We start from the raw sequence: 22,348 nt of genomic DNA, 5'->3' as shown, positions 1-22,348 counted from the left end.
TTCTTCATGTTCTCTCTTTCTGAATGTGCAGTGCGGTGGTGGCGCGATGTGAAGTACTGGGAATCAACCGAAATAGGCTTTGTTCAACACGGCGCCGGTCAGGGTTTCGGGGATTCCTTCAATCGAAATGCAGCCATCGCGCAGAACGATCAACCGCGAGCAGGCGCGGGCGACCCGCTCGCTGTTCTGCTCGACGATCAGCATCGCCATGCCTCGTTCCCGGAGCGCTCCGAGGGATTGGTAAATGCGATCGATGATGAGTGGCGCGAGTCCCAGTGACGGCTCGTCTAGCAACAGGAGTTTTGGGTTCTGAACGATTGCTCGCGAAACCGAGAGCATCTGCTGTTCTCCACCGGAAAGAAGGCCGGCGAGTTGGTTCCTGCGCTCAAGCAGCACGGGAAACAACTCATAGATGAGGTCGCGCACTTCGGAGAGTCGCTTTCGCACCTCGGCCGGACGAAGCAACATCGTGGAAATCTGCAGATTCTCATCAACCGTCAGTGGGCGGATGACGCGGTGCCCTTCTGGCAGAACAACGATGCCTTTGCGCGCGAGCGCCGCCGTGCCCTTGCCCGCGATGTCTGCCCCCTCAAACAAGATCCGGCCCGAACTCGGCTTCAGTGCCCCGCTGATCGACGACATGAGCGTCGATTTGCCTGCCCCGTTCATCCCGACCAGGCCGACGACATCGCCGGCATTGACGGACAGCGAAATTTCTTTGAGCACAGGACTGTGCCGCCCGTACGCGACGGTGATGTTCTGAACGTCAAGCAACGGCGCGTTCACTTGGGCACTCCTAGGTAGGCAGAAATGACTTCGTCCTGCGCGAAGACCTTGGCGGGCACCCCGTGAGCAATGACCTTGCCCGTCTGCAAGACGTAGATGCGGTCGCACGCTGCGGTGATAAGCGGCAAATTGTGATCGACGAGCAGAACACCGATCTCTCGTTCCGAAAGCAACCTCACAATGGCGGCAACTTCGTCTCGTTCGAATTCAGTGAGCCCTGCCCCTGGCTCGTCAAGGAGCAGGAACGACGGTTCGAGCATCAGGTTGCGTGCGATCTCGATCATGCGCAGAACACCGTACGGCTGCGCGCCTGCTGGATGTTCGGCTCTGCCGGCGATGTTGAAGTCGGCAAGCAGTTCCATCGCCCGCGACTGGATTCTCTTGTCATCGCGCCTCGCCTGCGGCGAATAGACCGCCTGGCCGATCGCACTCGCCTTCGCCCGCCCGTCGCCACCCAGCATCACGTTCTCAACGACAGAGAGGTCGGGAATGTATTTCGGACTCTGGAAGGTTCGCCCGATGCCACGCCGAACGATCTCCGGCTGGCGTCTGCCAATCAGTTCTATTAGGTCGAGTTCGATCGAACCGCTCGAGGTGGGTACATCACCGGTGACGGTATTGAGAAGCGTGGTCTTACCCGCTCCGTTCGGGCCGATGAGCCCAACGACCTCGCCGGTCGAGACTTGAACACTGGCATGATCGACAGCAGTGTTGCCGCCGAACTTGACGCTGATGTCTGTCAGCGCCAGTTGCCGAACCGTGCCCGTTCGCTCGGTGAGAACCATGCGTTCCACCCGCTCGATGACTGAAGCAGCCGCAGTCGCCAACCCCGCCGGCGTATCCGACGCTGTCACGACAGGTTCGACCAACCCGATCCTGCCCTTGATTCGCGCCCATTGATCGCTGAATGCACCGGCGATGCCGCCACGCGTCAAGATCACGAGAACGAGGATGCCGATGCCGTACACGAGGTCTTGCGCAGAACTCGTCGCAAGTGACACTTCATCCATCACCACCAGCGCTACGACGCCGAAGAGCGGCCCCCAGAAATAGCCGGCACCGCCGAGAATGACAGCCAGAAGCAAGGCGATGAGGCGGGTGAAGCTGAACGTGTCCAGATCCATCACGAGCTGGAAGTGGGCGAAAAGCACTCCTGCAAGTCCGGCGAGTGCACCGGAGATCGCGAATGCGACAAGGCGGGTCGAACTCGATGAGATTCCGACTGCTGACAGGATGCGCGGCCCTTCCCGAAGGGCTGTGAACTTGCGTCGCATTGCCGAGCGCTGGATGCGAAGCATCAGCTCGAACACCAACCAGGCGAAGACGGCGATCAGCCAGTAATACGCCGGCAGCCCGCCGATCAGCAGAACCCCGAAGAAATCCGGCGGCGGAATGAGAAAGATGCCGATCGTTCCGCCGCTGAAATCCTTCCAGTTCACAACAACCTCCGCCAGCGCGAGAGCGAAGGCAAGAGTCTGAATGGCAAGAAAGACTTCGCTGAGGCGCCGGGTCGGCAAAGCGACCAACACCGCCAGAATCGTCGTGACCGCCACCGCCGCGAGGAGCGCGATCCAGAAATTGAACCCGAATTTGACTTCGAGGAACACACTGGTGAACGCGCCAAGGCCATATGTCATGACTAGAGCCATGTTGAATATTCCGGCGTAGCCATAGATCAGGTTGAAGGACACGGTCAGGATGTAGGCGATCAGGCCCGCCGACGCGATGTGCACCATATAGGCATTGCCCGAAACGCTCAAGCCGAGCAGCGCGAGAACAATCGGCGCGGCGATACGCAGAGTCGTAGGCCCCGCCAAGCGACTGGTGAACGTTGCGTTTGTCATACTCGTTCCGCCGTTCCTCTAAAGGTGAAAAGTCCATTGGGTCTGAACGTGAGCACGATGGTGAGAACGATGAAGAGGCCTGTCAGTTGCAGCCCGGGGCCGATGAACGTGTCCATCGCGGTGGCCGCGGCTCCCGCGACCACCGCCCCGCCGACGGCGCTGAACAATGAGCCGAGTCCACCGATCACCGAGCCCACCAGCGAGAAGAGCAACAGGGTCGGGGCTACTTCGACAGAGACGCTGGCCAGGCTAGCCTGAAACATTCCCCCGACGGCGAGGCAGATGCCCGCAACCACCCAAGCGAGCAGTTGAAACCGCTCGCCGTGAATGCCGTAGATCGCCGCGAGTTCGTTGTCGTGCGAAACGGCCGTCAGTGAACGCCCGACAAGCGTACGGTCGAGAACGAACCAGAGCACCAGCAACAGCAGCACTGCCAGTATGATCACGAGAATTCGTTGGGTAGCAGTTCGGTACCCGAAGATCTCGATCGTGCCCGAAATCCACGGTTGTACGACCGTCGGCGCTCCGCCGAAGATCGAGCGGGTCACGAAATTCAGAATGAGACCCACTCCGAGCGACGCAAGCGTCAACCCGATCGGCGAGACGCCGCGCTTCTGCGCCGGGCGGATGGCGACATAGTAGGTAACCGCTCCGACAACGGCGCCCGCAATAAGCGTCATCAGAGCCCCGACGAGCGAACTGCTCGCCGACGTCCATGACGCGCATGCCGCCGCGGCGAAAACAGCGACGTAGCCCGCGCCGAAATTGACGACGCCACCAACCCGATAGACAAGGCTCACAGATGCCACCAAGGGCACCAGCACCGCCGAAACCGACAGCACAGCGATCACAAAAACGACCATAGACACTCACTCCTTTGTAAGTACAAAACGCCTTCCGACAGAACTAGTTAGCGTCGTTAAGTGTTTGAGCAAACGTACATCAAAAAAATCCGGAGTCAATAGCCTTGGCGAATGAACTTAGATGTTTGATCCGGAAAAAATTCATGTCGACAACCGCGTCGATCGATGTACAGTTAACCTAGTTTACGAATAGTTCATCGCGACACACGGAGGTTCTCGTGGACTCCCCCCAACGGGCCTCGAACGGCCCCCTCGCCGACCTGCACATCGTCGATCTGTCGAGTTATGTAGCGGGTCCCTCCGCGACGATGACGCTGGCCCAACTGGGTGCCGACGTCATTCGCATCGACCCCCGAGGAGGGGCTCCCGACACCCGCCGGATGCCGCTCGCGCCCAACGGGACCAGTCTCTACTGGGCTGGCCTCAACCGGGGAAAGAGGTCACTCGAACTCGACCTACGGTCAGAAGAGGGCAAGTCCACGGTGCGCCGGCTCCTGAGCGTCGGCGGGCAGGGCCATGGCATCGTCGTCACCAACGCGGTGGGGCAGAACTGGCTCTCGTACGAGGAGCTCCGCCAGGTTCGCCCTGATCTCATCCACGTTCACCTCGCCGGCCGAAGCGATGGCTCCTCGGCAGTCGACTACACCATCAACGCCGAAACGGGCCTGCCGTTCATCACCGGCCCCGTGAACACGAAAGAGCCGGTCAACCACGTTCTGCCCGCCTGGGACCTCCTCGCCGGGCTGCATGCCGCTCTGGCAGTTCTCACCGCTGAGCGACTGCGGCGCACTACTGGACTAGGCCAATCGGTGCACCTAAACCTCGCCGACGTCGCCGCATCCACCCTCGCCCAACTCGGCTATGTGGCCGATGTCGTCGTGAACGGGGCCCACCGGCTCCGCGAAGGGAATTCGCTCTACGGCTCCTACGGCTGCGACTTCGCGGCGAACGATGGCGGCCGATTCATGATCGTCGCCCTAACCGAGCGGCACTGGAAGGCGCTCGTTGCACTGACGGGAACCCAGCATGCCATCGCCGGCATCGAATCGAGTCTCGGCATCAACTTCGCCGAGGAAGCTGTGCGGTACGAATACCGGGACCTCGCCTCCGCGCTCTTTGCGCCTTGGTTCGCCCGACTGAACAGCAACGAGGCCCGCGCGCAACTAGAGGCGAGCTCGGTGCTCTGGAGCGAGTACCATTCGGTGGAACAGATGGCGACAGCCCCACACGGTCTCGTGCGGCGAAGCGCTCTTTTCGATGACGTCGACCACCCCGACATCGGCGTCTACCCGGTGCCGCGTTCGGCCGCCACGATGAGTGGATGGTCGGCCCCCGCCAGCCGCCCGGCACCCCTGCTTGGCCAGCACTCCGACGAGATTCTCGACGAGTGGCTCGGCACGATGACAACCGGAGCGGCAGCCGCATCCCCGCTGCAACTCAGCGCTGACAGATCCGGGAGATGAACGCGATGTACGCTGTGCAATTCGATTTTCCGGGCGGGCGTGAAACGCTCAGCTACAGAGAGGCCATTGAGCCGATCCTGGGCACCGGTGAAGTGATGATTGGCTTCGAAGCCTCGAGTATCAACCCTGCTGATGTGAAAATCAGCAGCGGTCGCATCGCCCCCCGTGCCGGAACGTCGCCGTTCACGCTGGGCTGGGACCTGGTGGGAATCGTCGACAAGGTGGCGCCGGACGTCGACACATTCAGGGTGGGCGACCGGGTTATCGGAATGTCAACGATGGCCTCGACCGGTCGGGGAACATGGTCGCAGCTCGTCGCGCTGCCCGCGACCTCACTTGCCCTGGCACCGGCAGGAATTGAGCCCACCGTGCTCGCTCAGCTGCCCTTGGCTGGTCTCACCGCGCTGAAGGCGGTCGACGAGCTCGGCCCCATACCGGATCAGGCTGTTCTCGTCGTCGGCGCGGCCGGAGCGGTCGGCAGTTGTGTCGTTCAATTGTTGGCGAGGCTCGGCGTCGAGGTTCATGCTCTGGTTCGAACCCATGCCCAGGGCGACGCGCTCGCTTCGGTCGGGCCGGTTTCGGCGGTCTACACAGGCGAAGCTCCGGCATCCTCATTCGGCGCGATTATCGATGCGGCCGGAATCGACGCCGCCTACGCCCTTCGGCCCGGCGGAACCTACGTGACCTGCGTTCCCGGCACACTGCCCGAGAGCGTCGGAGCGAACGGGGCGATTGGCGTGACCGTGATCGTGCCGGAGTCGGGCACGAACCTCGCCACGCTTCTCGGCTACCTGGCCGACGGAAGCCTGAACCTCGGCGAACCCTCCGTGTTCAGGCTCAGCGACATTGCCACCGCCCTGATGGCCTTCGAAAACCGACTCGGGCGTCGAACGGTGCTGACCTCATGAGCGGCGTTTCACCGGCGTCGCTGGACTGGGGCATCAAGCGCACGTTCATCGAATACGTCTCGGGCCTCGACGACGGCGAGATCACCGCCGCGGAGCCGGCCACTGTTTGCGGGCTAGGCCGTTTTTCGTTCCCCGCGCAGCCCGGTTCACAGCTCGATCCCAAAACTGGATTTGGCGTTCTCAAGTTCAGCGGCACCGCGCACGCGAGAGGCCATTTCGGCATGATGAGCGTCACTATCACCGACCCTTGGATCGAAATCGGTCTCGATGGCGCGGCCCTGACCATTCCTGATCCCGACCGCGATCCCGCATCAGGAAAGCGCATAGCCTTGGCCACTTTGACTCTCGAGACGGAGGACGGATCAAACATCTGGGTAGACATCGCCTCGACCCTGGCGGTCGAGGCGATCGGCGTCTTCAATCGGCAATACGAAAGCGGCAGCGCGATGGACCCGGTCACCGTGGTCTACGCCCAGCGCTGAACTCACCACAAGCATCCCGTCACATAGGAAGTAGGAATGATGCCAACTCTGGCAGAACACATCACAGAGCGAGAGGTCCCGAACGACCCCAACGCCCGACTCTCGCTCGTCGTAACCGCCCGAACGGTCGAAGCAGACGGCGTCGTCTCGCTCACCCTCGTCGACCCCGACGGGGGCGCCCTGCCGCCGTGGACGCCGGGGTCGCACATCGATCTGCACCTCGGCGACGACTTGATTCGGCAGTATTCGCTTTCGTCGAGTTCGGCCGACACCGAGAAGTGGCGGGTGAGCATCCTCAAGGAGGCTGAAGGACGCGGGGGTTCTCACGCCGTGCACGAACGCATCGCCGTGGGCTCGCCGGTGACGGTCAGCCTGCCGCGCAACCACTTCGTCTTGCATCCCTCAAAGAACTATGTCTTCGTCGCCGGCGGCATTGGCATCACGCCGATCGTTCCGATGATCGAAGCGGCCGAGCAGAACGCCTTAGACTGGAACCTCGTCTACGCGGGCCGTTCACGTTCCTCGATGGCCTTCGTCGAAGAGCTCGCCCACCACGGCGACCGAGTAAAAGTCGTGACTGGAGACACCGACGGCCGGATGGACTTCGCCGCCTACTTCGCCGAGGTGCAACCAGACACCCTGGTGTATGCCTGCGGCCCTGAGTCACTTCTCACAGACCTTGAGGCCGCGACAGCCCACTGGCCGGTCGATAGCCTGCACACCGAGCGCTTCGTGAGCAAGAACATCGACGAGTCAGACGACGTCGACTTCGAAGTTGAATTCGCCGACAGCCATCTGAAACTGACCATACCCGCCGGAAAGTCGATTCTGGAAATCGCCGAAGCGAATGACCTGCCGGTGATCTCGTCGTGCAGCGAAGGCACCTGCGGCACCTGCGAAACCGTTGTTTTGGCCGGGTTGCCAGACCATCGCGACTCGATTCTGACCGACAGCGAAAAGGCCGCCAACAAATCGATGTTCATCTGTGTGTCGCGTTCGATCGCGGGATGCCCGCTGAAGCTCGACCTTTAGGGATTGGACAGCCGATGGACATCTTCGTATATTGTTGCCGTAGCTGCGCGGCCACGCGGGCACAACAGTGAGTAAAACACCCTATGAACTATGGCGCGATCCAATGACATCAAGCGCTCGGACCAGTGCTAACCCCATCTCGCAGACGAACCTGATTCGCCTGCGTATGGCCCTCGGGCGTCTCGGCAGACTGCTACGCCAGCAGAACAACGACGGGCTACCCTACGCCCTCATCTCGCTGATCATGACCATTCACCGCCTCGAACCGGTCACGGCGAAAGAACTCGCCGAAAGCGAAGGTGTCACGCCACCCGCCGTCACGCGCTCCCTCAATCGCCTCTTCGAACTCGGCCTCATCTCACGCGAGGAGCAGGCCGCCGACCGCCGCGCGCAGTCGATCCGCTTGGCAGCCCTGGGCGAAGCCAAACGCATCGAGCTGCTCGAGAAGCGCGAGATCTGGCTCACCGAACACATCAATCAACTCACGCCTGACGAGGTCGACAAACTCATCCAGGCTCTCCCTGCCCTGGAAAAACTGACGACACTTCAGCTGAGTTCCCCGCCCTCCTCTGACGATTAGCCCGAAGACGGCATATCTGGCTCTTCGGAATTAGGCATGGTCCCGCTGCCCGGTGTGATCTTTAGGAAGTCACGGACGGTCGGTGTGCGGATGCGCGACGGCTTCAAGATGTGCTCGTCCACTCCCAGGTCCTGATTCCTCCAGGCGCTTCGAATCCGCGACCCAGCTGCCGGCTTCAACCTTGGTGCCGGCCCAGGCTGCGTGCCAGTCCACGCCGAGCCTGCGCGTCCAGGCCGAAACCGTCGTGTCATCCAACTCCAGGGCATCCACTGCCTGTTCGGCGGCGTTGTCGGTGACGGTTGAAAACTGAGCCATTGTGCCGGCCCACGAAACGGCTCAGTTTTCGACCATCACTGACAGGTGCGGCGGGTTGCACTCTTGGCAACCGGCGCCTCCGGTTCGGCTTCGACGGTCAGCACCAGGACGGCCGGATCGGCACTTTCAATGGCCACGACCTGGAGTCCGGGCGGGACGGGTTGAACAACGCACACGCAGCAGCGCAAGCACTCACGCTGCTGCCGCAAAGAACATGCGACATGTCTAGGCTTTCGGTGAAAGTAATGCTATGTCGTTTTCATCCTGAAGACCCCCGGCTCCTCCCTCAAATCCCCGCCACGGCGGGGTCCTCGAAATTCATCCGACCAGGCCAAAGTCCGAAGACCCGCATAATCCTCATTTGGCGTTCAGCACCAGCGGCAGCGTCAGCGGCGTCCTCAGCGATCGACCGCCCCATTCGAACGAGTCTTCGGCCAGCGTCGCCTCTGGGAACCGCTCCGCCATCTGGCGGAACAATGCGACGGCCTCCATGCGGGCCAGACCCGCCCCAAGGCAAGAGTGCGTTCCCATACCGAACCCGATGTGCATCCGGCTCTCTTTTCGCTGGATGTCGAGCGAATCCGGGTCAGTGAACACAGAGGGATCGCGGTTCGCTGCTGCGAGCACTCCAATGACCGTATCGCCGACCTCGATCTGCACCCCGTCGATGACCCTCGACTGCGCAGCAACGTACGGCAGGAAGTGGGCGGGTGTGACGAACCGGGTGAGCTCTTCGACTGCCTTCGCCGCCAGGTCCGGTTCTGCGACGAGGCCATCCCACTGGTCGCGGTGGGTCAGCAGGCTGAGCATGCCGATTGTCAGCAGATTGCTGGTTGTTTCGTGGCCGGCGAAGATCATCAACGCGACCATCGCCTTCGACTCGTCGTGGGTCATCAGACCCGAACGCTCGGAATCGATCAGCGCCGCGATGAGACCGGTGGTTGCCCCGGATTCCCTTTGGCGTTCGAGCAGTAACTCGATGTAATCCATCAGCCCGGCATACGCCTGGGCCCCCTCGATCGCCGACTCTTCCGAATCGGCGTTGAACTTGTTCTCCGCGATCCGCTTCGCCCACTCATGGATCTGCTCAAGATCGCCGAGCGGGATGCCCAGCAGGTCGCCAAGCACGGTGAGGGGCAGCGTATACGCAAATCGTTTGAAGTCGACGGCGCCATCGACAACAGCGAGTTCGTCGAGACCCTGCGTGACACGCGCCATTACTTTCTCGTCCATCTCAGCCTTCAGCGAACGAATCGCAAACGGAGGCTGAACGAGCGACTTGATGCGCGGATGATCGGGCGGGTCGAGTCGTACCAACTGCTGGAACTCCTGGTCGAGCACGTAGTCGAATGCTTCACGCCCCTCTGGCGAAAACCGCTCGCGAGCCTCTTCGTACCGTCGCGAGTGCTTGGTCGCCGCCCTGCTGTAGAGCACGTTGTCGTCACCCAGCAGCTCACGCACATCCTTGTACCGACTCAAGACCACCGCATCGTGAAGTCGCCAGACCGGGTGCTGCTCACGAAGTTGGTTCCAGGTGGGAAAGGGGTCGGCGAGCATTTCGGAGTCGCCGGCCAGGAGCAACTGCACTCGCTCTAGAAGCGGCAGACCTGACTTGGGAGTCATCCCTGACTTGGGTGTCATCGCCAGAACCTCATGCCGTCTTCGCGGGCAACGCAAACGGATCTTGGAAGGGAACGCCGTTCGCCTCGGCTGCCTCGCGGATCCAGTCGCCGATCTCTGCGGCGATCTCGTGGGAAACGAGCTCGATCCACATACCGGGCGCTTCGGCGTTGTAGTGGAATGTCGCCCTGGCGATTCCGCCGTTCTCGTCGACGCCCGACAGCTCGCGACGGTATCCGCGGCGCTCGAGATCCGCTGCCGCACCCACCAGGTCATCGGTGAAATAGCCGAGGTGGTGAACGCGCCGACCACCCGTGAGATTGAGGTAGGGCGTCGCGTCGATCTGCTCGAGAAGCTCGATGTAATGCGGGCCCTGCAGCGAATAAGTGAACCGCACCTCACGCCCGACCACGCCATCAGGGCAGAGCATCGGGACCGTCGACGTGCGCGGCGGCGCCCACATCAGATCGAGTGCCGGTCCCATCGTGTCCATCGCGTTCTGCAGACTGTCGACGATGATTCCGGTGTGATAAAGCTTCAGCATCGGCTTTGATGACATTGCTTCCTCCTGTGAAAAGCGCACGCTCGGTGGAGCGATAGACAAATACTACACATAGCTAACTAATACTTCCAGAGTGAGATTGCCAATCATCCGCGCACCAACTGATTGAATGGCAGCCGGCGATTGTCGCCCTTGTCGGCGGGCAACCCGAGAATCCGTTCGGCAATGATGTTGCGCTGAATCTCGTCAGTGCCACCCGCGATACGCAAGTAAGGCGAAGTCAGCAGATTGCGCTGCCACGCCCGGTTACGACGCGGCAGTGGCAGCGCGCAACTCCGCAGTCGTGGGACATCTTCCCGAATGCGGCCTCTTCGGGGGTTTCCCGTTGCTGTCGCCAGGCGCCTGCATTTCGCCGTGATGGTGTTCTTCGTCGCGTTCATCGTTGTGCATGTGACGCTCGCGTTTGCAACGGGCGCGATCGCAAATTTCAACCACATGTGGGCGGTTCGCGACGATCAGAGTTGGTGGGGCTTCGCGATCCTCGCGGGATCAATCGTGGTCATAGCTGCCGCCTGGGTCGGACTGCGGCCAGACACCCTGCGGTGGCTGGCTTCGCTCGGGCGCAAGATCTCGCGCCGACCGCGAGACCCCGCAAACTGCACCCCAGCTAAGACCGCAACTCGGCGAATACCGCATACGACGGATCGCCTGCGGTACGAGGGCTGCTCTCACCGATAGTGATGTCAGCCACCTTCTGTTCGTAGAAGAAGTCGCGACGGTAGAAGCGACTGTCGATAGCCCAGCGACGATCGCGCTTCGAAAGCTTGTCGATGTAGCGGCCATAGACGATGCGCACGATGTAGTCCCCGGCCTCCTGGCGAATGAGAGTGGCGTTGACGTAGGTCTCACTCGCAGCACGGTCGCCATTCACCTCAATCATCGAGTTCGACATCTGATGATGGCTCGCAATAAGTGTGCGGTTGTAAACATTCAGCCATTCGATGAGCTCGCGGCCAGGCCCCGAGAAGATACCAGGCCCGTAATCTCCAACCCCGTCATCGTGAAAGATCGAGTAACCGATCTCATTGTCCACGCGGTCCATGGCTCGAAAATAACGGAGCAGCACATTCCGAATTTCCTGCTGTGCGATCACATCGTCGAGAGTCATCACAGAATCCTTTCGTCATTATAAGGAGAGATGATTCAGATCATACAACTACTTTACCTAGCTAACTACTATCGGTAGAGTTATCTCCACACGGAAGCGGGACAACTGAGTTGCCTGGGTGGCACGGGCGACAGAACGAGGAGATTACCCTGATGAGTTCTGCATCGAGTGACGCTTTTCCGGCTGAGGTAATAAAGATGGGCTTCCCTGGCTTGAGCAATCGCACGTCGAACGCGTATCTCGTCGAAGGCAGTCGATACGAATATCACCTGATCGACTGCGGACCGGACACCGACGCCAATTGGGCACGGCTCGAGTCGACTCTGGCACGCCGTGGTGCGGGCGTCGCGAATGTAGCCAGCGTGACTGTCACCCATGGTCACTTCGATCACTCCGGCATGGCCGCTCGGATTAGCGGAGCCTCGGGTGGGGTGATCCGCGTCCACGAAGCCGATCTCAAGCTGATGACACTGGGCCGTAGCTACGGCGGCAAGGACCCCGAGCGACTCTTGCGCGGCTGGGGAGTCCCCTCCGACCGGCTCGCTGAGCTGATCTCTGTGAGCTCCTCGCGGATCCCCCAGGGATCATCCGTTGACATCATGCCGCTCCGCGACGGCGAAGATCTCGGAATCGCCGGTCGGACCCTCATCGCCCTCGCCACCCCCGGGCACACGCCCGGCCACATGTGCGTGATCGACCGTGAACATTCCATCGCATTTGTAGGCGACCATGTGCTGCCGGAAGAGAACCCGGGCGTCGGATTGGGTGGCATCTCGGAGCGCAATCCCATGGTCGATTATCTCCGCGCTCTCAGCGCGCTGGATGCTGAGAATGTGCGTCTTGGCCTGCCGGGACACGGTCCGCCCATCGCCGATCTCCCAGAGCGGACGGAAGCGATCCGCACACACCACCTGCGTCGAGGACGAGAGGTGGCGGCAGCATCGAACACGACGGCCTCGGTGTGGGAGGTAGCACAGCGAGTGAGATGGTCTCGCGGTTGGTCGGCTCTCGGAGGCATTCACCTGTTCTCGGCGCTTCACCAGGTCGCGCAGCATCTGGCGAGGAACTATGGAAGCGCAGATATCTACAGTGCCATGCAAGCTTTTGACAAAGTTTCGGATATGCAGTCCACCTGAACAAAAGCCTGCGATACCCCAGTCGAACAGTGGCTGCAAGAAAAGAACCACTGACTAACCTTTCAAGTCTCCGGAAAGGGGATACAAAATGACGGCCATTCATACGGCGCCCGTCTACAAGAGCGAAGAGAACCTTGACCGTGAGGAGCAGTTGGCGCACAAGATTGCCACGGTCGCCGCCGACCCCGTCGAAGTGACTCCCCTGGTTGCGGAGATGATCATCAACCGCGTGATCGACAATGCCTCCGTTGCTGTCGCGTCATTGAACCGGACCCCGATCATCACTGCCCGGGCGCAGTCCTTGACCCGCGTGCCGACCACCATCGGCAGGGGCTCCCCCGAGTGGGCCGCCTGGGCCGACGGCGTCGCCGTCCGCGAACTCGACTACCACGCCACGTGCCTGACCGCGGACTACTCCCACCCCGGCGACCTCGCCGCCGTCGAGCGCCTCCCCGAACTGGGACCGGGCGAGCTGGACCAGCTGAACATTGCCGCCGCCCCGGGCGTCATCGACCTCAGCAACGCACCGAAAGGGCTGTTCTAGATGCTCTACTCCACCACCACCCCGGAGCAGAAACGGCTGAAGCTCCGGGAACTGTTGAACTCCGGGACCATCGCCCAGTTTCCCGGGCGCGTTCAACCCGCTCTCGGCACGCCTCATCGAAGAGAAGGGCTTCCCCGGGGTCTACATCTCCGGCGCCGTCCTCGCCAACGACCTCGGCCTGCCCGACATCGGCCTCACCACGCTGACGGAGGTCGCGACCCGGGCCGGGCAGATCGCCCGCATGACCGAACTCCCCTGCCTCGTGGACGCAGACACCGGCTTCGGCGAACCCATGAACGTCGCCCGCACCATCCAGGAACTCGAAAACGCCGGACTCGCCGGCTGCCACATCGAGGACCAATTCAACCCCAAGCGCTGCGGGCACCTGGACGGCAAGAACGTCGTCGACACCGACACCGCAGCCAAACGCATCCGCGCCGCAGCCGACGCCCGGCGCGATGCGAACTTCCTCATCATGGCCCGCACCGACATCCGCGCCGTCGACGGCATCCAGGCAGCCCAGGAACGCGCCCGGGCACTCGTCGACGCCGGCGCCGACGCCATCTTCCCCGAAGCCATGAAGGACCTGTCCGAGTTCCAAGCCATCCGCGAAGCCGTGGACGTGCCGATCCTGGCCAACATGACCGAGTTCGGCAAAAGCGATCTCTTCACCACCGAACAGCTCCAGCGCGTCGGCGTGAACATGGTGATCTACCCCGTCACCCTGCTCCGCATTGCTATGGGCGCAGCAGAATCAACCCTCGAGACCATCAAGAAGTTGGGCACCCAAGAGGTCCGGGTCCCGGCGATGCTTACCCGCACCCGTCTATACGACCTCGTGGACTACGAGGCCTACAACCACTTCGATGCGGGCGTTTTCAACCTCCAAATCCCTGGCGCCCGCTAACCCCCACGCCTGCATCAACCTCAGACAAGGCCCCGAAGCGTCCTTGCAGCCTCGGTGACTGGCGTGCCACACGCGTCTCGTGGCCTGATCCCAGCAGGGCAGGCCATTGTGGCAGGTGACATTTGCTCGAAGGACTACGCACGCGTGGGTCATAAATCAGGAAATCAGGCTCCCGACAGTCGACGAGTGGTTCTGCCGATCACCCGGAAGTACGGCAGATTACTACGGCTCAGTCTGATGATGGTTGCTTCAAGATCTCCCACAGACGGCCGCATCCAAGCACTTGGCGATCAGCGGGCCAGCACGCGCGACAGGGCCGCGCTGACCTCGGGGAGAGTCCACAATCTCGCCATCAGCGCGCCCTCGCCGCGCGCGGCGCCGATACGTTCAGCGGCAGGTGCGCGCAGGCTCCCCTTCACACGGGTGAACGTCGATGGCGGCGATGCAGCGAGGGCCTCGGCGCGTTCTCGCGCCGAGGCGAGAAGCACCTCCGCAGCGACCACCTCGTCAATGAGGCCTGCGCGCAGCGCGTCGTCCGGCGCGTATGCTTTGGCGCCGTAGACGACGGAGGCGAGCCGGTGCCCGAGGACATGCCTCATGATCTCCACTGTCACGGTCGGGAACGGAACCCCGACGACCAGCTCCGGCAGCCCGATCGTTCCACCCGACATGAGGCGGACGTCGGCGGTGGCTGCGAGCACGCAACCGCCGGCGATCGCATGCCCCTCGATGGCGGCGACGACAGGCATCGGACAGGCGAAGGCGGTGGTGTACAGCTCTTCGAGCGCGGTGAGGAACTCAACCGCATACGGCTCGCCCTCGTCGAGCAGACGCCGCAGATCGGCGCCTGCGGAGAAGGCGCGTCCGTTGCCGGTGAGGACCACGGCGCGATACGACGAGAACGACTCGAACGCGTCGCGCAGACCTCGGGCCAGCTCGAGATCCAGCGCATTGACCTTGCCGTGGCTGATGCGGACGGTCGCAACGCCGTCCTGCTCGGATATATCGATCATGTCGACGCCGGGAACGTCAGGTACTCCTGGATGAGGTCGTGTTCGGGAGCGGCCAGGTCTCGGGCTCGGCGCCGCGATTCGAGGGTGACCCCCGCCGCGATGGGCGACTTCTGCGCGATCGAGTCGGTTATGCCGTCCGCATTCGCGGCACCCATATCTGCGAGCAACTCGGGCACAGTATCGGCGGCGAACGCGACCTCCGACTGCTCGCTCTCCAGCGCCGCCGCGGGTTCGGGCAGCGCCGTGCTGGGCACATGGGACTCGGACAGGCCGACCGCGAACGAGTCGGCCGTTGCCGTGATCATGCTGTGATTGAGGGTCTTCGGCCCATGCGGGCGATCGAGGGTGATGACCCCGAGCCGGCCGCGCGCATCCGCATGGATGTTGGATGTCATTCAGCTACCGTGCGCTTGATGTAGGTGGCCAGGACCTCCCGTTTGAGCATCTTGCCCATGGCGTTACGAGGAAGCGTGTCCCAGAAATCGATTCTCTGGGGCACTTTGTAGTGGGCGATTCTTGCGCGCAGGAACTCGATCAGTTCCCGCTCCAGCTCGGGAGATGCCGCATGGTCAGGCTCCAGCTGCACGACGCCGTGCACGCGCTGTCCCATCTCCGCATCCGGCACCCCGATGACGGCGACGTCGAATACGGCGTCGTGCAGCGCGAGGGCGTTCTCCACCTCCTGCGGGTAGATGTTCACGCCACCCGCGATGATCATGAAGGACACCCTGTCGGTGAGGAAAAGGAAGCCTTCGTCGTCGACATGGCCAATATCGCCGACCGTGGACCAGTTCTCGTGTGCCGGATGCTGCGCGGCTCGCGTCTTGTCCGGGGCGTTGTGATAGGCGAAGGGCATGACGTCGCGTTCGAAGTAGACGATTCCGTCCTCGAAGGCATCGAGCTCGTTGCCCTCGTCGTCGCAGATGTGCAGGATTCCCAGCCCGGCCTTGCCCACGGTGCCGGGATGAGCGGCCCAGGTCGCGGAGTCGGTGAAGGTGATGCCGATGGCCTCGGTCGAGGAATAATACTCGAACAGGATCGGCCCCCACCACTCGATGATGCCTGCTTTGACCTCCACGGCGCAGGGCGCCGCGGCGTGCACCGCGACCCGGTGCGAGGACAGATCGTACTTCGCACGGACCTCGGCCGGCAGCTTCAGAAGTCGCACGAACATCGTCGGCACCCATTGGCTGTGCGTGACGGCGTACCTCTCGATCGTCTGCAACGCCGTCTCCGCGTCGAACTTGCGCAGCGAGACGACCGTGCCGCCGACGGAGTGGATCATGCCTCCGAAACGCAGCGGTGCGCCGTGATACAGAGGCGCAGGGTTGAGGTAGATCGAATCCGAGTCCCAGCCGAACATCGGCCCGAAGACGCCGAGCAGCGGGTCGGAGCCTTCGCTGGCGAGATACGGCGGCCGCGGCGCCTGCACGCCCTTGGGAAGACCGGTCGTGCCTGAGGAGTAGACCATCTCGCGTCCACGAGGCTCGTGATCGAGCGGGCCTTCGGGTGCTGCGGCGAGGGCCTCTTCGAAGTCGTCGAAACCGTCGATCGCGCCACCGGAGGCGAGCAGTAGCGGTACTTGGATCAGCGGAAGGACCTCGGCGATGACTGCGGCGAAGTCCGCGGCCACGACGAATGCCTTCGCGTCGCAATCGTTCACGATGTAGGCGATCTCGGTGGAGGAGAGCTGCGCGTTGACGGGCGTCATGTAGAGCCCGCTGCGCATCGCGGCCCAGTACACCTCGTAGTACAGCGGCGAGTTGTGCGCGAGCATGGCGACCGTATCGCCCGGCCGCAGGCCGGCGGCGAAGAGCACCTGCGCCAGACGTGCGGAGCGATCCTCCAGTTGTTGGTAGGTGAGTGTCTCACCGCTTTCGACCAAGATGAACGCGGGCTTGTTCGGGGTCAGGGCGGCGTGGGCTCCGGGATACATTTCGTTCTCCTCTTCGAGACGATGGTCGGTCGAGCCGACCTCTGAATTATCAAGTCAGTGCTGACTGCCTGCGGGCCATCGCCCGTCCAGGAAGCCTAGGACGGTGTCGGCGACTGCACGGGTTCGTCGTCCGGGGACGCGTCCGTGCTCATCCGAGCCCTTCCGCGCGCTGCGCCTTGCTCTCCGCGGTGGCCGCAAGCGACCGCTCCCTCGCCTCGGCCCAGTCCTCTGCGCTCAGTCTGGATAGGCCCGCGAAGGTCGCTGGGCCCGCCAGTCGCTGACCACCGTCGACGGCGATCGTCTCACCGGTGAGGTAGTCGCAGGCATCGGACAACAGGAAGACGGCGAGCGCGGCGAGTTCCTCAGAAGTGCCCAGCCTGCCTTGCGGCACTCCATCTGCCTGTGTAGCGCCCACAGAGGCGGCGGCGGTCGGACTGAGCGCCTCCCAGGCGAAGTCCGTCCGGATCGGACCCGGTGCCAGAGCGTTGACCCGGATGCCGTGGCCTGCCCACTCCACCGCCAGGGAGAGGGTCATGGCGTTGACGGCCGCCTTCGCCATGGCGGATGGCACAACGAAAGCCGACCCCGTCCACACCCAGCTCGTCAGGGTGGAAAGTATCGCGCCACCCCGGCCCTCCTCGATCCACCTCCGCCCGACAGCTAGACTCGTGGCGAAAGAGCCACGCATGACCGTGCCGGTCACCGCGTCGAACGCCTTCATGCTGATCGACTCGGTCGGCGCGATGAAGTTGCCTGCCGCATTGTTGACCAGACTCGTGAGCGGACCATGCTCGGACCAGATGCGCCCCACCGTCTCGTCTACAGCGACGTCCTCGCGGATGTCGATGGCGTCGAAGCGAGCCGCGTCGGCACGTTCCCGGTTGAGCTCGTCGACCGCCGCCTGCAGCACTGCAGGGCGACGACCCCAGAGATGCACACGCGCGCCGTGTGCGACGAATGCGCGGGCCATCCCGAGGCCGAGACCGGAGCCGCCTCCCGTGATGAGAATGCTCCGCCCGGCGAGTGCATCCGGTGCGAACGGCGAGACGTAAGTCACACGTGCCGCTTCAGCCAGGTGACCACGTCGGCGGTGATCTCGTCACGGTTGGTCTCGTTGAACACCTCATGGCGCGCCTCAGGGAACAGGCGAACGGTCACGTCGGTGATTCCGGCGTCCCGATAGCGCGCGCCCAGCAGCTCGACGAGCTGACCGCCGCTGCCGAGCGGGTCTGTGTCTCCGGACACGATGAGCACAGGCAGATCCGACCGGATCCCGGCGAGCTGCTCCGGATCGGCCAGCCTCGGGGCCGTGCCGAAGAGCTGCGGGATGGTGTCCGGCGCCAAGTCGAACCCGCAGCGCGGGTCGGCGACGTAGGCCGCGACCTCCGCCTCGTCTCGGGAGAGCCACTCGTATCCGGTGTCGCCCTCGAAGCCCGTGTTGAGGAAGGTCAAATCATTGCCGAGGTCGCCTGCTTCTGCGAGGCCGGCCGCGAGGGCATCGAGTGACGTCGATCCGGTGAGCACCACCCCGGCGTACAGATCCGAGCGGTCCAGGATCAGCTCCTGCGATGCGAAGGATCCCATCGAGTGGCCGAGCAGGAAGACTGGAAGGCCCGGATGCTGTGCCGCGATGGACTCGCCGAGGGTGACGACGTCGGCGACCAGCGCACTCCACCCCGCCTCGCCGAAGGAGCCGAGGGAGACGTCGCCGCCGACGGAGGACCCGTGACCGCGGTGGTCGTTCGCGTACACTTCGAAGCCCGCTGCGGTGAGGGCGTTCGCAAGGCGGTCGTAGCGGGTCGCGTACTCCGCGACCCCGTGCGCGATCTGCACGACGACACGTGGCGCATCGCTCATCCAGCGATAGGTCGCGACCTTCAACGCATCTCGGGTAGATGTGAATGAAGATTCATCATAACTCATGCGTCCATCGTGGCCATGGTTTGTCGAGATGTCAACGTTTTTGCTACAGAACTTGGTGTTTTTGGGACAGAACACGATGGGGCCTCTTCTTGCCCGAGCCACTCAAGTGAATTCACAATCACCACTTAGGAGGTATCGTGGATTTTTCCGACCGACGAGATGCGCGAGCTGCGCAGCCACGTCACCGACATCGTTTCCGGTTGCGGCGGTGGCTGTTACGTGGAGCACGCGTTCTCCAACCAGCCCTGCGTCGAGGTTTGGGACGCCCTCGGCCAGTATGGCTTCATCGGGGTGAATATCCCCGAGGAGTACGGCGGGGGCGGTGCGGGAATGGTCGAGCTCCAGATCGTCTGCGAAGAGATCCAACACCCGGGGCATCACCACGACGGCGCGACGAGACGACGACGGGTGGGTACTGTAGGGCGGAAAGTACTACATCTCCGGCGCGGACGAAGCCGCAACCGTGCTCGTTGTGGCGAAGACCGGCGGGGGGCCGGAGCATCCCTGTGCCTGGGCATCGCCCGTCACGTCCTCGGAAAGGCGGTGCGTTACGCGAACGAACGACAGGTCTGGGACGCCCCCACCGGCTCCCATCAGGGCATCTCTCCCGCCCGCTCGCCAAAGCTCACATCCAGACGGAGCCCGCCACTCTCATGACCCGCAGGGCCGCCTGGCTGCACGACAACGGGCAACCCGCAGGCGAGGCCTCGAACGTCGCTAAGTACGCCGCGGCAGAGGCGGCCCAGGGGGCGCTGGATGCCGCGCGCTCAACTCAACCGCGGCGCGCGGGGCCGGCCGTAGACTCCCGCTATGACGAATGAGCCGGCAACCGGCCGTACTTCGGCAGGAGCCCCAACCAAGAGCGAGCGCAGCCGGGCGGACCAGGAGCGCATCGTCGAGCGCATGAGGGGGTCCTGCTGCGCGCAGATCGCTGACAGCCGTCAACGACCGGCTGACGGTTCCAGTCCCTCCCTGAGTTCCGCGGCGGCGGGCGAGGCCGCGGCGTGGGCGTCGGGTGCTTTCCCCAGTTCCAGGCACAGGATGCCGACGATCACCAGCGCGATTCCAATGATCTGGACCGGCGTCATCGACTCCCGGTAGAGCAGGAAGCTGAGCGCAGCTACGGCGATCACTCCTACACCGCCCCAGATGGCGTAGGCGATGCCGAGCGGGAATCCGCCGTCCAGGCAGCGCTGCAGAGCGGCAAAGGCGAGCACGTATCCGACGACGGCGATGGGCAGCGCCCACCATCTCGGGGTCTCGCCCGTCGTGAGCCTGAGAATCATTGTCGCCGCGACCTCGCAGACGATCGCGACCGAGAGAAACAACGCGCCCATGCCCGTCCTCATCCCGATCGTTCCGCGCCCAGGCCGAGACCCTCGCGCATGGCGGCGGATCCCATGCCTGCGAGTTGCTCGACGAGCTGCCCGGCCGGGAGGCTCACCGCGGGATAACCCCGCTCTGCCATCAGCGCAGCCGCCGACGCGAGGATCTGCTCCCGTCGTGCACGCCCGCGGACCGTCAGTGTGTGGAGGAATGCGGTCGGGGAGGTCATTCGCCATGATCTCCTGCCGCAGTCGACTCTCGCAACAAGGCGGCCGGCAGCGGCACGGGTCGTGACCTAAGGAACTCGCCGAGACCCTTGGCCTGCGCATCCGGTCTCGTCGAGGATGCGACCCCGTCACCGAGGATTCCCACGACGATGAAGTTCAGCGCGCGCACATTCGGCAGTTCGTAGCGGCGAACCTCCAGCTGCGCGATCTCCGGCAGTAGCTCGCGCAGTCGCCCGGCGGTCAGATACCCGTACAGCCACTCGTATTCCGCGTCCGTGCGGGTCCACACGCCGATGTTGGCATTCCCGCCTTTGTCTCCGGAGCGCGTCCCCGCCACCTCGCCCAGCGGCACGATCACGACCTCGCCCGCTTCCGGCGGAGCCGGCACCACGGCTGGGTGCACGGGTGGGGCCGCCGCAGCCGCCGCGTCCCCTCGAGGAAGGGGCATCAACTCCACACTCCCGTCATCCAGCACCAGCCGCGGCGTCACCGCCAGTGCGGGGATGAGCGCGGGCCAATACACGCCGTATGCGGACTCCGAGGAGGGCGGTGTCGTTGCGTAGACACCTGCATAGCTGCCCAGGACGAGCTCGAGCACGGCGTTGGAGAAGGAACGGCCGACCTTCTTGGGATCGGTGTCCTTGACCGTGAACACCAGGTGCGACGTTGCGTCCGCCTGCGTCGCCGGATCGGGATGATCGCTGCGAACGAGCAGCGCCTCCGCTGCGTCGAACGATTCCTTGCCGCCCACCCTCTCCCAAAGCAGCGATTCGGCGTGAGCCGCTTTCTGCTCGATGTCGGGGGCGGTCAGAGCGAGCGCCATGGTGTTGCGATATCCGCCCGAGTAGTTGATCGCGACCTTGACCTGGCCGGTCGGCGCCGTGCCTCGCGCGCCTGCGACCCGTACACGGTTCGGCCCAACAGGTGTGACGGAGACCGTATCGAACCAGGTGGTCACATCCGGCCCTCCGTATGCGGGGGCGCCGATCTCGTAGAGCAGTTGCGCGGTCACCGTGTCGACGGAGACGAGGCCGCCGGTGTCGCCCGGCTTGGTGATCACGCTCGAGCCATCTTCCGAGATCTCGGCGATCGGGTATCCGGGATAGCGGCGGTCGGTGATGTCACCGAGAAAGCTGAAGTTGCCCCCGGTGACCTGCGTGCCGCATTCCAGGAGATGCCCCGCGATCACCCCTCCGGCCAGACGATCCCAGTCCTCGTCGCCCCAGCCATGCCACCATGCCGCAGGCCCCACGACGAGCGAAGCATCCGTCACCCGGCCGGTCACGACCACGTCGCTGCCCGCTTGGAGCGCCCGGGCGATCGGCCACGCCCCGAGATAGGCGTTCGCTGTGATGGGCTCGACCTCCAGATCGGCGAGTGGCCGTCCATTGTCGAGATGACGGATCTCGTGTCCCGCACGCTGCAGCTCAGGAAGGATGTCGAGCACATCATCGCCGTCCGCGAATGCGATTCGCGGATGCAGGCCGAGACGTTCGGATAGCGCGCCCAGTCGTGTAGCCAACCCCGCGGGGTTCAGCCCTCCGGCGTTGGCGACGATCCGGATGCCACGATCGAGGCATGTGCCGAGCACCTGCTCCATCTGCGTGAGGAACGTGGTCGCATAGCCGCCATCCGGATCGCGCTGACGTGCCTTGTGAAGGATATACATCGTCAGCTCTGCCAGGTAGTCGCCGGTGATGATGTCGACATCGCCCCCGGAGACCATGTCCGCCGCCGCGCGGAGGCGGTCGCCGTAGAAGCCGGACACGTTTC

24 protein-coding genes and 2 pseudogenes are annotated in these 22,348 nt (G+C 63.4%); 10 read left to right on the top strand and 16 right to left on the bottom strand.

What is annotated here, in order from left to right:
• Positions 1–63: 63 nt before the first annotated feature.
• Genes HNP00_RS21755 through HNP00_RS21745 form a run of 3 tightly spaced genes read right to left on the bottom strand, consistent with a single transcriptional unit; the run spans position 64 to position 3,493 of the window.
• On the bottom strand, positions 64–786 hold the full coding sequence (locus HNP00_RS21755) for an ABC transporter ATP-binding protein (protein ID WP_184741798.1): 723 nt from the start codon (positions 784–786) through the stop codon (positions 64–66).
• Entirely contained in the window at positions 783–2,630 is a 1,848-nt protein-coding gene (locus tag HNP00_RS21750; protein WP_184741797.1) for an ABC transporter permease subunit, read from the bottom strand. The genes HNP00_RS21755 and HNP00_RS21750 overlap by 4 nt, the downstream gene beginning before the upstream one ends.
• Entirely contained in the window at positions 2,627–3,493 is an 867-nt protein-coding gene (locus HNP00_RS21745) for a branched-chain amino acid ABC transporter permease (protein WP_184741796.1), read from the bottom strand. Before HNP00_RS21745 ends, HNP00_RS21750 begins: the two co-directional genes overlap by 4 nt.
• A gap of 218 nt (positions 3,494–3,711) precedes the next feature.
• Here HNP00_RS21745 and HNP00_RS21740 point away from each other — a divergent pair, with 218 nt between their 5' ends.
• The 5 genes from HNP00_RS21740 to HNP00_RS21720 all read left to right on the top strand — a co-directional run bounded on the left by HNP00_RS21740 (position 3,712) and on the right by HNP00_RS21720 (position 7,958).
• Positions 3,712–4,956 (top strand): CoA transferase, encoded by a 1,245-nt coding sequence (locus tag HNP00_RS21740; RefSeq protein ID WP_184741795.1) that lies wholly within the window; start codon positions 3,712–3,714, stop codon positions 4,954–4,956.
• Complete coding sequence (locus HNP00_RS21735) at positions 4,953–5,864, top strand: NADP-dependent oxidoreductase (RefSeq protein ID WP_184741794.1); 912 nt, start codon at positions 4,953–4,955, stop codon at positions 5,862–5,864. Before HNP00_RS21740 ends, HNP00_RS21735 begins: the two co-directional genes overlap by 4 nt.
• A complete protein-coding gene (locus tag HNP00_RS21730) occupies positions 5,861–6,346 on the top strand; it encodes an HtaA domain-containing protein (protein ID WP_184741793.1) in 486 nt (161 codons plus the stop codon). The genes HNP00_RS21735 and HNP00_RS21730 overlap by 4 nt, the downstream gene beginning before the upstream one ends.
• 36 nt (positions 6,347–6,382) lie before the next feature.
• Positions 6,383–7,378: a PDR/VanB family oxidoreductase gene (locus HNP00_RS21725; protein ID WP_221451730.1), complete on the top strand. Its 996-nt coding sequence runs from the start codon at positions 6,383–6,385 to the stop codon at positions 7,376–7,378.
• A gap of 103 nt (positions 7,379–7,481) precedes the next feature.
• Positions 7,482–7,958, top strand: a complete 477-nt coding sequence (locus HNP00_RS21720; protein WP_184741792.1) for a MarR family winged helix-turn-helix transcriptional regulator — start codon at positions 7,482–7,484, stop codon at positions 7,956–7,958.
• A 69-nt stretch (positions 7,959–8,027) separates the two neighbouring features.
• On the opposite strand, the gene HNP00_RS21715 is transcribed toward HNP00_RS21720, so the two are convergent.
• From HNP00_RS21715 to HNP00_RS21695, 5 genes are all read right to left on the bottom strand, one after another.
• Entirely contained in the window at positions 8,028–8,273 is a 246-nt protein-coding gene (locus HNP00_RS21715) for a hypothetical protein (RefSeq protein WP_184741791.1), read from the bottom strand.
• A 357-nt stretch (positions 8,274–8,630) separates the two neighbouring features.
• Positions 8,631–9,860 carry a cytochrome P450 gene (locus HNP00_RS21710; RefSeq protein ID WP_221451729.1) on the bottom strand — a complete coding sequence of 410 codons (1,230 nt, stop codon included), beginning with the start codon at positions 9,858–9,860 and terminating at the stop codon, positions 8,631–8,633.
• A 64-nt stretch (positions 9,861–9,924) separates the two neighbouring features.
• Positions 9,925–10,452 carry a VOC family protein gene (locus HNP00_RS21705; RefSeq protein ID WP_184741789.1) on the bottom strand — a complete coding sequence of 176 codons (528 nt, stop codon included), beginning with the start codon at positions 10,450–10,452 and terminating at the stop codon, positions 9,925–9,927.
• Positions 10,453–10,541: 89 nt separating this feature from the next.
• Complete coding sequence (locus tag HNP00_RS23725) at positions 10,542–10,835, bottom strand: acyl-CoA dehydrogenase family protein (protein ID WP_311770648.1); 294 nt, start codon at positions 10,833–10,835, stop codon at positions 10,542–10,544.
• 227 nt (positions 10,836–11,062) lie between these two features.
• Positions 11,063–11,563 (bottom strand): nuclear transport factor 2 family protein, encoded by a 501-nt coding sequence (locus HNP00_RS21695; protein ID WP_184741787.1) that lies wholly within the window; start codon positions 11,561–11,563, stop codon positions 11,063–11,065.
• 152 nt (positions 11,564–11,715) lie between these two features.
• Here HNP00_RS21695 and HNP00_RS21690 point away from each other — a divergent pair, with 152 nt between their 5' ends.
• The 3 genes and pseudogenes from HNP00_RS21690 to prpB all read left to right on the top strand — a co-directional run bounded on the left by HNP00_RS21690 (position 11,716) and on the right by prpB (position 14,150).
• On the top strand, positions 11,716–12,699 hold the full coding sequence (locus HNP00_RS21690; RefSeq protein WP_184741786.1) for an MBL fold metallo-hydrolase: 984 nt from the start codon (positions 11,716–11,718) through the stop codon (positions 12,697–12,699).
• Positions 12,700–12,787: 88 nt separating this feature from the next.
• Positions 12,788–13,129 (top strand): annotated as a pseudogene (locus HNP00_RS21685) (MmgE/PrpD family protein); the annotation flags it as partial.
• A gap of 114 nt (positions 13,130–13,243) precedes the next feature.
• Positions 13,244–14,150, top strand: a pseudogene (gene prpB / locus HNP00_RS21680) (methylisocitrate lyase).
• Between the two features lie 290 nt (positions 14,151–14,440).
• On the opposite strand, the gene HNP00_RS21675 reads toward prpB, so the two are convergent.
• The 5 genes from HNP00_RS21675 to HNP00_RS21655 all read right to left on the bottom strand — a co-directional run bounded on the left by HNP00_RS21675 (position 14,441) and on the right by HNP00_RS21655 (position 19,022).
• Entirely contained in the window at positions 14,441–15,163 is a 723-nt protein-coding gene (locus HNP00_RS21675) for an enoyl-CoA hydratase/isomerase family protein (protein WP_184741784.1), read from the bottom strand.
• A complete protein-coding gene (locus HNP00_RS21670; protein WP_184741783.1) occupies positions 15,160–15,558 on the bottom strand; it encodes a hypothetical protein in 399 nt (132 codons plus the stop codon). Before HNP00_RS21670 ends, HNP00_RS21675 begins: the two co-directional genes overlap by 4 nt.
• The gene (locus HNP00_RS21665; protein WP_184741782.1) at positions 15,555–17,099 is read right to left on the bottom strand and encodes an acyl-CoA synthetase; all 1,545 of its coding nucleotides are present in this window, start codon (positions 17,097–17,099) and stop codon (positions 15,555–15,557) included. The genes HNP00_RS21670 and HNP00_RS21665 overlap by 4 nt, the downstream gene beginning before the upstream one ends.
• Before the next feature lie 148 nt (positions 17,100–17,247).
• Positions 17,248–18,156 (bottom strand): SDR family oxidoreductase, encoded by a 909-nt coding sequence (locus HNP00_RS21660; RefSeq protein ID WP_184741781.1) that lies wholly within the window; start codon positions 18,154–18,156, stop codon positions 17,248–17,250.
• Positions 18,153–19,022, bottom strand: coding sequence for an alpha/beta fold hydrolase (locus HNP00_RS21655; RefSeq protein ID WP_184741780.1), 870 nt, complete (start codon positions 19,020–19,022; stop codon positions 18,153–18,155). The genes HNP00_RS21660 and HNP00_RS21655 overlap by 4 nt, the downstream gene beginning before the upstream one ends.
• Before the next feature lie 159 nt (positions 19,023–19,181).
• Between HNP00_RS21655 and HNP00_RS23720 the strand changes: the two genes are divergently transcribed.
• Complete coding sequence (locus HNP00_RS23720) at positions 19,182–19,679, top strand: acyl-CoA dehydrogenase family protein (protein WP_221451728.1); 498 nt, start codon at positions 19,182–19,184, stop codon at positions 19,677–19,679.
• Complete coding sequence (locus HNP00_RS23715; protein ID WP_395893848.1) at positions 19,592–19,843, top strand: acyl-CoA dehydrogenase family protein; 252 nt, start codon at positions 19,592–19,594, stop codon at positions 19,841–19,843. The genes HNP00_RS23720 and HNP00_RS23715 overlap by 88 nt, the downstream gene beginning before the upstream one ends.
• 120 nt (positions 19,844–19,963) lie before the next feature.
• On the opposite strand, the gene HNP00_RS21645 is transcribed toward HNP00_RS23715, so the two are convergent.
• Genes HNP00_RS21645 through HNP00_RS21635 form a run of 3 tightly spaced genes read right to left on the bottom strand, consistent with a single transcriptional unit; the run spans position 19,964 to position 22,343 of the window.
• On the bottom strand, positions 19,964–20,359 hold the full coding sequence (locus HNP00_RS21645) for a multidrug efflux SMR transporter (protein ID WP_184741779.1): 396 nt from the start codon (positions 20,357–20,359) through the stop codon (positions 19,964–19,966).
• 8 nt (positions 20,360–20,367) lie between these two features.
• Positions 20,368–20,577, bottom strand: coding sequence for a hypothetical protein (locus HNP00_RS21640; RefSeq protein WP_184741778.1), 210 nt, complete (start codon positions 20,575–20,577; stop codon positions 20,368–20,370).
• Positions 20,574–22,343 carry an acyclic terpene utilization AtuA family protein gene (locus HNP00_RS21635; RefSeq protein WP_221451727.1) on the bottom strand — a complete coding sequence of 590 codons (1,770 nt, stop codon included), beginning with the start codon at positions 22,341–22,343 and terminating at the stop codon, positions 20,574–20,576. The genes HNP00_RS21640 and HNP00_RS21635 overlap by 4 nt, the downstream gene beginning before the upstream one ends.
• Between the last annotated feature and the right edge of the window lie 5 nt (positions 22,344–22,348).

Source organism: Arthrobacter sp. AZCC_0090 (assembly GCF_014207375.1).
Classification (GTDB): Bacteria; Actinomycetota; Actinomycetes; order Actinomycetales; family Micrococcaceae; genus Arthrobacter.
Note: the sequence above shows the minus strand (reverse complement) of the source record. Positions and strands in the feature narration are given on the sequence as shown.

What these genes read in the sequence shown, in the direction of transcription:
- HNP00_RS21750 (WP_184741797.1), bottom strand. Translation starts at nt 2,630, where the DNA reads ATGACAAACGCAACGTTCACCAGTCGCTTGGCGGGGCCTACGACTCTG.
- HNP00_RS21745 (WP_184741796.1), bottom strand. Translation starts at nt 3,493, where the DNA reads ATGGTCGTTTTTGTGATCGCTGTGCTGTCGGTTTCGGCGGTGCTGGTG.
- HNP00_RS21735 (WP_184741794.1), top strand. Translation starts at nt 4,953, where the DNA reads ATGAACGCGATGTACGCTGTGCAATTCGATTTTCCGGGCGGGCGTGAA.
- HNP00_RS21730 (WP_184741793.1), top strand. Translation starts at nt 5,861, where the DNA reads ATGAGCGGCGTTTCACCGGCGTCGCTGGACTGGGGCATCAAGCGCACG.
- HNP00_RS21725 (WP_221451730.1), top strand. Translation starts at nt 6,383, where the DNA reads ATGATGCCAACTCTGGCAGAACACATCACAGAGCGAGAGGTCCCGAAC.
- HNP00_RS21720 (WP_184741792.1), top strand. Translation starts at nt 7,482, where the DNA reads ATGACATCAAGCGCTCGGACCAGTGCTAACCCCATCTCGCAGACGAAC.
- HNP00_RS21715 (WP_184741791.1), bottom strand. Translation starts at nt 8,273, where the DNA reads ATGGCTCAGTTTTCAACCGTCACCGACAACGCCGCCGAACAGGCAGTG.
- HNP00_RS21705 (WP_184741789.1), bottom strand. Translation starts at nt 10,452, where the DNA reads ATGTCATCAAAGCCGATGCTGAAGCTTTATCACACCGGAATCATCGTC.
- HNP00_RS23725 (WP_311770648.1), bottom strand. Translation starts at nt 10,835, where the DNA reads ATGAACGCGACGAAGAACACCATCACGGCGAAATGCAGGCGCCTGGCG.
- HNP00_RS21695 (WP_184741787.1), bottom strand. Translation starts at nt 11,563, where the DNA reads ATGACTCTCGACGATGTGATCGCACAGCAGGAAATTCGGAATGTGCTG.
- HNP00_RS21690 (WP_184741786.1), top strand. Translation starts at nt 11,716, where the DNA reads ATGAGTTCTGCATCGAGTGACGCTTTTCCGGCTGAGGTAATAAAGATG.
- HNP00_RS21675 (WP_184741784.1), bottom strand. Translation starts at nt 15,163, where the DNA reads ATGATCGATATATCCGAGCAGGACGGCGTTGCGACCGTCCGCATCAGC.
- HNP00_RS21670 (WP_184741783.1), bottom strand. Translation starts at nt 15,558, where the DNA reads ATGACATCCAACATCCATGCGGATGCGCGCGGCCGGCTCGGGGTCATC.
- HNP00_RS21665 (WP_184741782.1), bottom strand. Translation starts at nt 17,099, where the DNA reads ATGTATCCCGGAGCCCACGCCGCCCTGACCCCGAACAAGCCCGCGTTC.
- HNP00_RS21655 (WP_184741780.1), bottom strand. Translation starts at nt 19,022, where the DNA reads ATGAGTTATGATGAATCTTCATTCACATCTACCCGAGATGCGTTGAAG.
- HNP00_RS23720 (WP_221451728.1), top strand. Translation starts at nt 19,182, where the DNA reads ATGCGCGAGCTGCGCAGCCACGTCACCGACATCGTTTCCGGTTGCGGC.
- HNP00_RS21645 (WP_184741779.1), bottom strand. Translation starts at nt 20,359, where the DNA reads ATGGGCGCGTTGTTTCTCTCGGTCGCGATCGTCTGCGAGGTCGCGGCG.
- HNP00_RS21640 (WP_184741778.1), bottom strand. Translation starts at nt 20,577, where the DNA reads ATGACCTCCCCGACCGCATTCCTCCACACACTGACGGTCCGCGGGCGT.